This is a genomic window from Brevundimonas sp., from assembly GCF_035999125.1.
Lineage (GTDB): Bacteria > Pseudomonadota > Alphaproteobacteria > Caulobacterales > Caulobacteraceae > Brevundimonas.
Window position 1 is genome coordinate 45710 of record NZ_DASYGX010000002.1, and the last position, 11379, is coordinate 57088.

The 11379-nt window shown below is 70.0% G+C and carries 8 protein-coding genes; 5 read left to right on the forward strand and 3 right to left on the reverse strand.

Annotated elements, in window-relative coordinates:
* Positions 1 to 19 precede the first annotated feature (19 nt).
* Positions 20 to 217 (forward strand): sulfur carrier protein ThiS, encoded by a 198-nt coding sequence (gene thiS / locus VGN45_RS00495; protein ID WP_327458238.1) that lies wholly within the window; start codon positions 20 to 22, stop codon positions 215 to 217.
* A 9-nt stretch (positions 218 to 226) separates the two neighbouring features.
* The gene (locus tag VGN45_RS00500) at positions 227 to 1006 is read left to right on the forward strand and encodes a thiazole synthase (protein ID WP_327458239.1); all 780 of its coding nucleotides are present in this window, start codon (positions 227 to 229) and stop codon (positions 1004 to 1006) included.
* A gap of 72 nt (positions 1007 to 1078) precedes the next feature.
* On the opposite strand, the gene VGN45_RS00505 is transcribed toward VGN45_RS00500, so the two are convergent.
* The 3 genes from VGN45_RS00505 to VGN45_RS00515 all read right to left on the reverse strand — a co-directional run bounded on the left by VGN45_RS00505 (position 1079) and on the right by VGN45_RS00515 (position 5917).
* Entirely contained in the window at positions 1079 to 1867 is a 789-nt protein-coding gene (locus VGN45_RS00505) for a thioredoxin domain-containing protein (RefSeq protein ID WP_327458240.1), read from the reverse strand.
* Positions 1868 to 1883: 16 nt separating this feature from the next.
* Positions 1884 to 3290, reverse strand: coding sequence for a M48 family metalloprotease (locus tag VGN45_RS00510; RefSeq protein ID WP_327458241.1), 1407 nt, complete (start codon positions 3288 to 3290; stop codon positions 1884 to 1886).
* Positions 3291 to 3403: 113 nt separating this feature from the next.
* On the reverse strand, positions 3404 to 5917 hold the full coding sequence (locus VGN45_RS00515; RefSeq protein WP_327458242.1) for an Rne/Rng family ribonuclease: 2514 nt from the start codon (positions 5915 to 5917) through the stop codon (positions 3404 to 3406).
* A 437-nt stretch (positions 5918 to 6354) separates the two neighbouring features.
* On the opposite strand from VGN45_RS00515, the gene VGN45_RS00520 reads away from it, so the two are divergent.
* The 3 genes from VGN45_RS00520 (at position 6355) to prfB (ending at position 11231) form a co-directional block, all read left to right on the forward strand.
* A complete protein-coding gene (locus VGN45_RS00520) occupies positions 6355 to 7566 on the forward strand; it encodes an N-acetylmuramoyl-L-alanine amidase (protein WP_327458243.1) in 1212 nt (403 codons plus the stop codon).
* 84 nt (positions 7567 to 7650) lie between these two features.
* Entirely contained in the window at positions 7651 to 10038 is a 2388-nt protein-coding gene (locus VGN45_RS00525; protein ID WP_327458312.1) for a penicillin-binding protein 1A, read from the forward strand.
* 70 nt (positions 10039 to 10108) lie between these two features.
* Positions 10109 to 11231, forward strand: a protein-coding gene (gene prfB / locus VGN45_RS00530) for a peptide chain release factor 2 (RefSeq protein ID WP_327458244.1) whose coding sequence is annotated in 2 segments (ribosomal slippage) — positions 10109 to 10177 and positions 10179 to 11231 — 1122 coding nt in all. Because the reading frame shifts where the segments join, the coding sequence is not laid out codon by codon here.
* The last annotated feature ends 148 nt before the right edge of the window (positions 11232 to 11379 follow it).

Genomic DNA, 11379 nt, shown 5'->3' on the forward strand with positions numbered 1-11379 from the left:
CGGAGATTGACCCCGCGTCATGCGCATTCAGCTGAACGGCGAGCCCCGCGACGTCGCGGCGACTGACATTCTGGCCCTCGTTGAGGAATTAGGGCTGGACGTCCGCAAGGTCGCCGTGGAGCGCAATCTGGAGATCGTGCCGCGGTCCCTGCATGCGGACACGCCGGTGGCGGAAGGCGACCGCATCGAGGTGGTGCAGTTCGTGGGGGGCGGCTAAACCCCGCGCATGACTTCTTCCCCCGACACATGGACCGTCGCCGGTCGCACCTTCTCCTCCCGCCTGATCGTCGGCACCGGCAAATACGCCAGCTATGAGCAGAACGCCGCCGCCGCCGAGGCTGCGGGGGCGGAGATCGTCACCGTGGCCGTGCGCCGGGTGAACCTGACGGACACCACCCAGCCCATGCTGGTGGATCATGTGAAGCCCGACCGCTTCACCTTCCTGCCCAACACCGCCGGCTGCTTCACCGGCGAGGACGCGGTGCGGACACTGCGTCTGGCGCGCGAGGCGGGGGGCTGGGATCTGGTCAAGCTGGAGGTGCTGTCGGACACCGCCCACCTTTATCCCGACATGATCGAGACGCTGCGGGCGCTGGACCTGCTGATCAAGGACGGCTTCCAGGTCATGGTCTACTGCACCGACGACGTGGTGATGGCCAAACGGCTGGAGGACGCCGGCGCCGCCGCCGTCATGCCCGCCGCCGCGCCGATCGGCTCGGGCCTGGGCATCCAGAACAGGGTCAACATCGGCCTGATCGTCGAGCAGGCGAAGGTGCCGGTGCTGGTCGACGCGGGCGTGGGCACGCCGTCGGACGCGACTCTGGCGATGGAGTTGGGCTGCGACGCCGTGCTGATGAACACCGCCATCGCCGGGGCGAAGGATCCGATCCTGATGGCCGAGGCCATGAAGCATGCGGTGATCGCCGGCCGTCAGGGATGGCTGGCGGGTCGGATGCCCCGCCGGACGTACGCCAGCCCCAGCTCGCCGCTGTCGGGCCTGATCTGAAGGAGCGCGGACCTCCAGGTCCGCGACTTGCATCGCCGCCGGCTTCGCGGACCTGGAGGTCCGCGCTCCCTGCTATTTCGCGGCCTGGATCGCCCGGCCCAAGGTTTCAGGGTCGTTGCTGGCCATGGCGCGGCCGTTGACGAAGAAGGTCGGAGTGGCGTCCAGCCCCATCTGGCTGGCCCCGATCTGCACGTCGGCCAGCACCTGCGCCACCGGCGCGGCCTGCAGGGCCTCGCGGTTCGCGCCGATCGCGACGCCGTTCTCCGCCAGGATGCGGTCCACCGCCTCGACGGTCAGCGACCGCTCCGCCATCAGCGCCTGATGGACCGGCAGATACTTGCCCTGCGCGTGCGCCACCAGCGCGGCGCGGGCGGCGTACTGGGACGTGATCTCGCCCTCGCGGTCCAGGATCGGCCATTCGCGGAAGACGAAGCGGACGTCGGGGTTCGCGCGCATCAGCTCGATGTACCCGGGCGCCGCGACCTTGCAATAGGGGCAGCGGTAGTCGAAGTACTCGACCACGGTCACCTTGGCGTCCGCGGGGCCGAAGGCGGGCTCGTTGGGGCCCGGCTGGAGCAGGGTCGGATTGGCCTGCACAGCGTCGGTCAGTTGGTTCACCCGATCGGCGTTGGCCTTGACGTCGCGGGCGCGCACCACCTCGTCCAGCACGTCCGGATTGGCCAGCAGATAGGCCCGCACGCGCGCGCCGAAATCGCCGCTCCCGCTCACCTGCGGCCATGCGGCGACGCCCAGGGCCAGAACCGCGACCGCCAGGGCCGCGGCGGTCGCGCGTGAGTCGCCGAAGCGGGCGAAGGGGTCGCGGCGCGGCGCGGGCGCCTCGGGCTTGGCGTCGTCGGTCATGCGGTTCCGTTCGGGCTCAGGTCGTGGGCGGGATCACGCCGGGGCGGCGGCGTGCGTTTTCTTCGTCCAGACGGCGCAGGTCCTCGGTCGTCGCACCCGAAGCCAGGATGATGTCCATGGCGCGACGCCATTCTATCGATCCAGGTTCCAGCATGTCGCGGGCGCGCAGGGCGAACTGCACCGCCTGCTGCTCCTGCCCGAGGGCCGCGTGAAGCTCGGCCGAAGCCAGACGCGCCTCACCCTCCTTGCCCTGACGCGCATAGGCCTGACCCAGCAGGCGCCATGCGAGGGTGTTCTCAGGCTCGAGCGTGACTGCGCGCTTGAGGTTCACGACGGCGTCCTCAACGGCCTCGGTGCGGCCGGACTCCAGCAGGGCGTGGGCGAGATTGACGTGCAGCAGCGGTGCGTCGGGCAGCAGCTCCACGGACTTGCGATGCGCGTCGACGGCCTCGGCCGCGCGGCCTTCCTCGAACAGAATCTGGCCCCGCAACTCCCACAGGAAGGGGTTCTCCGGCTGTTCGGCCAGCAACTCGTCCACCGCCGCCAGCGCCACCTCCGTCTCGCCCGCGCGGTAGCGGGCGATGGCCCGCGCATACCGGGCCGGATAGCTGGCGTCGCTGGCCGGATAGCGTCGCAAGGTCTGCGTCGGCGGCTCCATGAAGGCGTGAATCTTGGCGATGACCAAGGCGTGCTCCGCCAGCTGAACCGGCGTGTCCCCCACGTCGTAGTGTTCGCCCTCCATGACGATGGGACGAAGCTGCTCGATCCGTTGGGACGACAGGGGGTGGCTGCGGAAATAGGGGAAACGGCGGGCCTCGGAGAAGACCTCTTGGGACCGAAAATTCTCGAAGAAGGCCAGCAGGCCGCGACCTGACAGACCGGCCCGCTCCAGAGCCCGGGCGGCGGTGATGTCGGCCTCGCCTTCCTGACCCTGGACGTAGCGCAGAGCCGACAGAGTGCCGAAGTACTGGCTATTGCCGATCAGCACGGCGGCCGCGTCGGGGGCTCCGGCCAGCGCGGCCAGCGCACCCAGCGCCATGGTCATCAGGAAGGGCTGCATGCCCGCCTGTTCGGCCCCGTCGCGCAGCGTGTGGCGGTTCTTGATGTGCCCCGCCTCGTGGGCGATCACGCCGAGCAGTTCGTTCGGGTTGCGCGTCCGCATGATCAGGCCGGTGTTCAGACCCATGATCCTGCCCCGTGTGGCGAAGGCGTTCAGCTCCTGGTCGTTGACCAGCAGAACCGTGATCTCGTCCGGCTCCAGGCCCATGGCCACGAAGACCGGCTCGGACCAGTCGTGGATGATGCCCTCGATCTCGGTGTCGCGGATCAGGCTCTGAGCGGAAGCGGCGTGCGGAAAGGCCACGATCGCCGCGGCGCCGAGGACGGCGGCGATGCGGGTCGCGGTTCGGGACAGCCAGCTCATGGGACGCTCACTCCTGCCGATCCCCCGCCTCGACCTTAAGGGCTGACGGCCGCAGGGGGAACTGCAGCGTCCCGCCCTGCGTCCGAAAGCATCATGGCCGCCTGATGGCGCCCTTACAGGCGCCACCAGCCGCGCTTCGGCTTCGGCGGCGGCGCGGTGATCTGGGCCGGGTCGTCCTCAGTGGAATGCAGCGGCGCGCGCACGCGCTCGGCTTTCGGCGTGGGTTCGGCGGCGACGTGTTCCGGTTCCGCCGCCTGCGCCGGTTCCGGATCGGCCATGACGTGTTCCCCTTCGGGTTCTGCGGAGGTTTCCGCCGCAACCTCCAGAGTCGGCGTGTCGAGCGCCGGAGCGGCCTCCGTGACCTCGGCTTCGTCGGCGCCTTCTCCGGCGGCGGTCACCTTGCGGCGCACCCGACGACGTTTGGGCTCGGCCGGTGTCGGAGCGGGACTCTCCGCATCGTTCGCGGCGTCCACATCCGACGGCGCGTCGCCCTCCGTCCCGGTCGCCTCGACCGTCGGCGCCGCGGACTCACCGCGTTCGCCGCGGCCGCGCCCGCGACGGCGACGGCGGCGGCCGCCGCGTTCGCCTTCGCCGCGCGCGTCCTCCATGCGGACGTCGTCGGCCAGACGAGGTTCGCTCTCCGCGTGGGGCTGGGCGTCGACGGCGGCCTGCGGCTGAAGCGGGTCGAACCAGACGAAGGGATCCTGAAGCGACGGCGTGCGGCCGCGCACCCAGACGAAGCCGTCGGCCTCGCCGGCATCTTCGCGCGCCCGGCGTCCGCCGCGGCGACCTCGGCGGCGCCTACGGCCGCCGTCGCCGTCGTCCTCGCCCTCGGCGCGGCGCGGACCGCGAGCCTCACGTCGGGACTCTCCCTCCTCGGAGTCGCCGTCGTCATCCTCGTCGTCGGCCGCGCCGTCGTCGAACTCCTCGACCGGCTCTTCCTCGTCTTCGACGTCGTCATAGACGAAGTCGTCGGCCAGATCGGCAGGGTCGAAGTCCGAGGCCGGCGGCACGAAGTCTTCGTTCGTCTCGATCCTGTCGACCGCGCTCTCGGCTTGATTCAGGCGGTCGTCGACCATGACCACCAGCGTCACGCCGCGCTGTTCCTGCAGCCGGTCCAGGTGACCGCGCTTGAAGTTCAGGATGTACAGGGCCGTGGCGGTGGGCACGCGCAGATGCACCACGCCCGCGCCGTTCTTGCCCACCTCGATGTCGACGGCGCGAAGCGCCATCAGGGCCGCGCTCTCGGCCGAGCGCACGCGCCCGGCGCCTTGGCAGTGCGGACAGGCCTCGGTCGCGCCTTCGATCACCCCCAGGCGGCGTCGCTGGCGGCTGATCTCCATCAGGCCGAAGCCGGAGATCTTGCCCATCTGGATGCGGGCTCGATCCTGGGCCAGGGCGTCCTTCAGGCACTTTTCGACCGCCCGGTTGTTCTTCGACTCCTCCATGTCGATGAAGTCGATGACGATCAGGCCGGCCAGGTCGCGGAGGCGCAGCTGGCGCGCCGCCTCGGCCGCAGCCTCCATGTTCGTCTTGAACGCCGTCTGCTCGACGTTCCGCTCCTTGGTGGCACGGCCGGAGTTGACGTCGATGGCGACCAGAGCCTCGGTCTGGTTGATCACCAGATAGCCGCCGGACTTCAGGTTCACGACCGGCTGGTGGATCTGGTGCAGCACCTCCTCGATGCCGTTGGCCGCGAACAGCGGCTTGGACCCACTATACAGGTGCACCTTCTTGGCCTGGCTGGGCATCAGCACGCGCATGAAGTCGCGCGCCTCCTTCCAGCCCTCGACGCCTTCCACCTGGATGCCGTCGAAATCCTTGTCGAACATGTCCCGCACGGCGCGGCGGACCAGGTTCTCCTCCTCGTGGATCATCGCCGGGGCGTTGGACCGGAGGGTCGTCTCCCGGATCGTCTCCCACAGGCGCAGCAGATACTCATAGTCGCGCTTGATCTCGGCCTTGGTGCGCTTGGCGCCCGCGGTACGGATGATCAGACCCATGCCGCGCGGCACGTCCAGAGAGGCGGCGGCCGCCTTCAGGCGCTTGCGGTCGGTGGCCTGGGTGATCTTGCGCGAGATGCCGCCGCCCTTGCCGGTGTTGGGCATCAGCACGCAGTAACGGCCGGCCAGCGACAGCCAGGTGGTCAGGGCCGCGCCCTTGCCGCCCCGCTCGTCCTTGACGACCTGCACCAGCAGGATCTGGCGGCGTCTGATGACGTCCTGGATCTTGTAGCGCCGCATCAGGCGGCGCTTCAGGCGCTCCTCGTCGGCCAGCTTGCCTTCGCTCTCGCCTTCGTCGTCCGAGCTTTCGCGGCCCAGATCGTCCTCGTGATCCTCGTCCGTGGCCGCCTCGGCCATGATGGCTTCGCGGTCGGCGACCGGGATCTGATAGTAGTCGGGGTGGATTTCGTTGAAGGCCAGGAAGCCGTGGCGGTTGCCGCCGTACTCGACGAACGCCGCCTGCAGGCTGGGCTCGACCCGGGTCACCTTGGCCAGGTAGATGTTCCCGCGCAGCTGACGCCGCGCCTTGGATTCAAAGTCGAATTCTTCGACCTGGCGGCCCTGGACGATGGCGACGCGGGTTTCTTCCGCGTGCGCCGCGTCGATCAACATGGTCTTTGACATCAAAAGTCTCTCTCTGGCGCGCTCGGTCGTCCGCGCCGGGGCCTTGCCCGGTCGCCGCGACGGCTCGCCGAATGGAATGAGGGGCGCACGCAGGGGCCGACGCGCCGCACAGCCCGTGGGGCGGCGGCGTCTGGGTCCAGTCGGACCGCGGGTTGGCCAAGGCGTGCAAGCCCATGGGTCAGGTTCATCCGGGGGATCGGCCGTCCAGCGACGTCCGCCCCCTTGATCGGGCGGCGGAAGGCCGGCCCGGATGGCGTCAGGGGCGCCGCGGGGAGGGCGCGCCGGTCAGGAAGATTCCCTCGGCGCGATCAGACGCGGACGGCCGAACATAGGGCCGCATGTCGGGAATTGAAAGCGGTGCGCAGCTTAACGGAATCCACAGGACGATGCGGCACCCTGTGGCCTGATCTTCGTGTCCCGAGTTCAAGACCGGCAGAATGCGCGCTCTTCCGACCTTTTCCGTCCAGATCTGGACCGCCCGCGACTGGGCCCTGACGGCGCTGGCCTTCGTGGTCGTGTGCGTGGCCGGGCTGACGGCGGGACGGGGGCTGGCGGAATGGGGCGGCGACGTCCTGCGGCTGCGGCTGGGCGGCGACGCTGAGGCGACCCGTGTGGTGGTCGACCTGGATGGTCCCGTGGACGGCTCCGTCGTCGAGGACGGCGGCCAGGGACGGGTCGTCCTGAGTCTGCGCGGCGCCCGCGCCAGCGCGGCGCTGGAAGGCGAGGGGCGAGGGCTGGTCCGTCGCTGGCGCGTCACCTCCCAGGCGGGCGGCTCGCGCGTCGAACTGAATCTCGCCGCCGGCGCGAGGATCGAACGCCGCTTCCTGTTGCCGCCCGGCGACGGGGTCGCGCATCACCGCTACGTCGTCGATTTGGCCGCCAACGGCCGCCCCGCGGCGACGCCGGCTCCGGAACGCCGGGCGCCGGCTCGTCGCGAAAAGCCGTTGATCGTGATCGACGCCGGCCATGGCGGCCGTGATCCCGGAGCCTTGGGGCATGACGCCCGCGAAAGCGCTCTGGCGCTGGCCGCCGCCGTCGCCCTGAAGACCGAGCTGGAGCGCACCGGCCGATACCGGATCATGATGACCCGCGACCGGGACGTCTATGTGCCGCTGCAGCGCCGGGTGGAGATCGCCCGCGCCGCCGGCGCCGACCTGTTCATCTCGCTGCACCTCGATTCGTCGGCCGATCCGGCCACGCGGGGCGCCAGCGTCTACACTCTGTCGGAGCAAGGCGCGGGCCGCGCCATCCGCGAGTTCACCGGCCGCGACGACTGGACCCGCCAGTTGGACCTGCCCGGACACGATCCCGGCGTGGACCGCATCCTGCTCGACATCACCCAGCGCTCGACCCAGAATCAGTCGGCCCGGTTCGCCCGCGGCCTGCTGGGCGAGATCGAGGGCGCCGGCCATCCGCTGCTGCGCCGCAGCCACCGCGACGCCGGTCTGGCCGTGCTGCTGGCGCCGGACGTCCCGGCCGTCCTGCTGGAGATGGGCTTCATCACCAATCCCGACGACGCCCGCGCCCTGGGCTCCGAGGCGGGCCGCCGCCGGGTCGTGCGCGCGGTGGTGCGCGGCATCGACGCCTTCTTCCTGGACGCGGCGCCGACGCAATATGCCTCGGCCCAGAACGGCGCCGGACGCCCCTGACCCTTTCCGACCGCTCCGACGCGGGCTAAACCGTCTCGTCGAAAGTCGGAGTCTAAGGTGAAGATAGCGGAACGCTGGATCGTGATGGCGGGCGTCGGCCTGCTCGGGGCGATCGCCCTGGCCGGTCTGGTCGTCACCGTCTACGCGGCCTGGCTGTTCCACGACCTGCCGGACGCGGCCGAACTGGCCGATTATCGCCCGCCGACGGCCACCCGCGTCTACGCCGCCGACGGCACCCTGATCGGCGAATTTTCCGAAGAGCGCCGGATCTACGTCTCCTACGACCAGATCCCGCCGGTGGTGATCCAGGCCTTCCTGGCCGCAGAGGACCGCAACTTCTTCCGCCACGGCGGGATCGACGTGTCCGGCATCGGTCGAGCCATGTTCAAGAACGTCTTCAACGTGGTGACCGGCCGTCGCCTGGAAGGCGGCTCGACCATCACCCAGCAGGTCGCCAAGAACGTCCTGCTGACCTCCGAAAGCAGCCTGAACCGCAAGCTGAAAGAGGCCGTGCTGGCCAGCCGCCTGGAAGGCACGCTGGCCAAGGAACAGATCATTGAGCTGTATCTGAACGAGATCTTCCTCGGGTATCGCTCGTACGGGATCGCCTCGGCGGCCTATAACTACTTCGGAAAGTCGCTGACCCAGCTGACGCCGGACGAGGCGGCGTTCCTGGCGGCCTTGCCCAAGGGGCCGAACAACTATCATCCCAAGCGCCGGCCGGAGCAGGCCAAGGCCCGCCGCGACTGGGTCATCGGCGAGATGGGCGAGAACGGCTTCCTGACCGACGCCCAGGTGGCCGCCGCCATCGCGCGCCCGCTGGTCACCCAGGACGCCCCGCGCCGCGCCCAGTACGCCGACGCCGACTTCTTCGTAGAGGAGGCGCGCCGCCAGGCCATCGCCCGTTTCGGCGACCGGCCGGTCAACGCCGGCGGCCTGTATCTGCGCACCACGCTGGACCCCGCGCTGCAGTCGGCCGCGCGCGCGGCGCTGATGACGGGGCTGGAGAACTATGACCGCCGCCATGGCTGGCGTGGGCCCTGGGGCACGACCGACTTCGCCGCGGGCTGGCAGGCCGAGGCGCAGAAGAAGACCGCCCCGCCCGAGCGGCGCGCCTGGCGGGCCGCGGCGATCGAGAGCGTGTCGGGCAACAGCGTTCGCGTCCGTCTGGCCGCCGACGACCGGACCGGAACCCTGATCACCGCCGACGCCGCCTGGGCCAACGCCAACCGACAGCTGCGGCGCGGCGACCTGATCTTCGTGGAGCCGCGCAACGGCCAGTTCGCTCTGAAGCAGATCCCGGCGGTCAACGGCGCTCTGGTCGCCATCGACCCCCACACAGGCCGCGTGCTGGCCATGGTCGGCGGCTATTCCTATGCCCTGTCCAGCTTCAACCGCGCGACCCAGGCGGAGCGCCAGCCCGGCTCGGCCTTCAAGCCCTTCGTCTACGCCGCCGCGCTGGAAGGGGACTTCACGCCCGCCTCGATCGTGCTGGACGCGCCGATCAGCTTCGCCGGCGGGCCGAACGGCACGCGGTGGACGCCCGAGAACTACAGCCGCGAATACTACGGCCCCCAGACCCTTCGTCGCGGGCTGGAGCTGTCGCGCAACGTCATGACCGTGCGCCTGGCCCAGGACGTGGGCATGCGCAACGTCGTCGACCTGGCCGACAAGATGGGCGTCGGCAAGCTGGAGCCGAACCTGTCGGTGTCGCTGGGGGCGGGCGAGACGACGCCGCTGCGCTTGACCGCGGCCTATTCCGCCTTCGTCAACGGTGGGCGGCGCGTCGATCCCTACATGATCGAATACGTCCAGGACCGGACGGGCGAGATCACCTGGCGCGCCGACGGGCGCAGCTGCCGCGAATGCGGCCGCGGCTTCTCGGGCCAGGCGTCGCCCCGACTGCCGGCGCGCGGGGAGCAGGTCATCGATCCGATCACCGCCTATCAGGTCAGCTCCATGCTGGAAGGCGTGGTCCAGCGCGGCACCGCCGCCAGCGCGCGGGGTCTGGGCCGCTGGGTCGGCGGCAAGACCGGCACGACCAACGAATACCGCTCGGCCTGGTTCGTCGGCTTCTCTTCGGACATCGTGGTCGGCGTCTTCATCGGCTTCGACGACAACCGTCCGATGGGTTCGGGCGAGACGGGCGCCACCACGCCGGTGCCGATCTTCAACGAGTTCATGCAGGCGGCGCTGAAGGCCCGCCCGGCCCGGCCCTTCGTCAAGCCGAAGAACGCGGTCTTCCGCACCGTGAACGGCATCGAGGAGGCCTTCCGCCCCGGCACCGAGCGTCGCCGCGAGGAAGAGCGCGCGCCCGAGCCGCAGACGCCGACGGGTCCGCAGATGTACGACGACTTGATCCGCCGAGAGCGCGAGGCCCAGCAGGCCGAGGAGGCCGGCCCCCCGCCGCCCACCGCGCCGCCGCCGCCCAAGAAGCACGATCCGCCCGAGGATCTGAGCGGACTGTTCTGACGCGGGGGCTTCCCCCCGGGGGCGGACCCCTCTATCTCCGCGCCTCACCTTTTGGATCGCGGAGTTTGCGATGAGACCGGATGTCGAGGCCATGAAGGCCGACATCGAGCAGAGCGTCGCTCTGCTCAGGAGGCGTCTTTGACTGGGATGCCGCTCTAAGAAAGCTCGATGAGCTGAACGCCCGGGTCGAGGACCCGACCCTGTGGGACGACCCCGATCAGGCGCAGGCCGTCAGCCGCGAACGCTCACGGCTGGAGGCCCAGGTCAACGCCGTGCGCGAGATGGAGCAGGGCGTCGAGGACGCCATCATGCTGGCGGACATGGCCGACGAGGAAGGCGACGAGGAGGCTCTTGAGGGCGCTCGCGCCGACCTGAAGACCATCAAGGACCGCGCCGCGCGCGCCGAACTGGAAGCCCTGCTGTCCGGCGAGGCCGACGCCAACGACGCCTATCTGGAAGTGAACTCCGGCGCCGGCGGGACCGAGTCCAACGACTGGGCCGGCATGCTGCTGCGCATGTACTCGCGCTGGGCCAAGGCCCACGGCTATGAGGTCGAGGTCGAGGCCGAGGAGTCCGGCGAACAGGCCGGCATCAAGTCCGCGACCATCCAGGTGAAGGGGCCGAACGCCTACGGCTGGCTGAAGTCGGAATCGGGCGTGCACCGGCTGGTGCGCATCAGCCCCTATGACGCGGCGGCGAAACGCCACACCAGCTTCGCCTCGATCGGCGTCTCGCCGGTGGTGGACGACGCGATCGAGATCGACATCAACCCGGCCGACGTGCGCACCGACACCTATCGGGCCTCCGGCGCCGGCGGTCAGCACATCAACAAGACGGACTCGGCCGTGCGTCTGACCCACGTGCCGACCAACACGGTCGTCGCCTGTCAGGCCGGCCGGTCCCAGCACCAGAACCGCGAGCAGGCGTGGAAGATGCTGCGGGCGCGGCTGTACGAGCTGGAGCTGCAGAAGCGCGAGGCGGCGGCCCAGGCGCTGGCGGACGCCAAGACCGACATCGGCTGGGGCCACCAGATCCGCAGCTACGTCCTGCAGCCGTACCAGATGGTCAAGGACCTGCGGACCAACGTGGAGACGTCCGACACTCAGGGCGTGCTGGACGGCGACCTGGACGCCTTCATGGGCGCGGCCCTGGCGGCGCGTGTGGGAGAGACCCGCGGATCGACGGTGGAGTGAGGCGATGTGTCTCCTCCCCGTTCGCGTGGCGAATGGGGAGGTGGCGCGCCGCGAATACGCGGCGTGACGGAGGGGGCGACGCCGTCGCTTCAGGTTCGGACTGTGAAGATGCTTGACGGAGATGCCCCCTCCGTCTCGTCGGCTGCGC

Excerpts from the sequence above, each read along its gene's own strand:
- VGN45_RS00510 (WP_327458241.1), bottom strand. The coding sequence starts at position 3,290 with ATGAGCTGGCTGTCCCGAACCGCGACCCGCATCGCCGCCGTCCTCGGC.
- VGN45_RS00525 (WP_327458312.1), top strand. The coding sequence starts at position 7,651 with ATGGCGGGCGTCGGCCTGCTCGGGGCGATCGCCCTGGCCGGTCTGGTC.
- thiS (WP_327458238.1), top strand. The coding sequence starts at position 20 with ATGCGCATTCAGCTGAACGGCGAGCCCCGCGACGTCGCGGCGACTGAC.
- VGN45_RS00515 (WP_327458242.1), bottom strand. The coding sequence starts at position 5,917 with ATGTCAAAGACCATGTTGATCGACGCGGCGCACGCGGAAGAAACCCGC.
- VGN45_RS00520 (WP_327458243.1), top strand. The coding sequence starts at position 6,355 with ATGCGCGCTCTTCCGACCTTTTCCGTCCAGATCTGGACCGCCCGCGAC.
- VGN45_RS00505 (WP_327458240.1), bottom strand. The coding sequence starts at position 1,867 with ATGACCGACGACGCCAAGCCCGAGGCGCCCGCGCCGCGCCGCGACCCC.
- VGN45_RS00500 (WP_327458239.1), top strand. The coding sequence starts at position 227 with ATGACTTCTTCCCCCGACACATGGACCGTCGCCGGTCGCACCTTCTCC.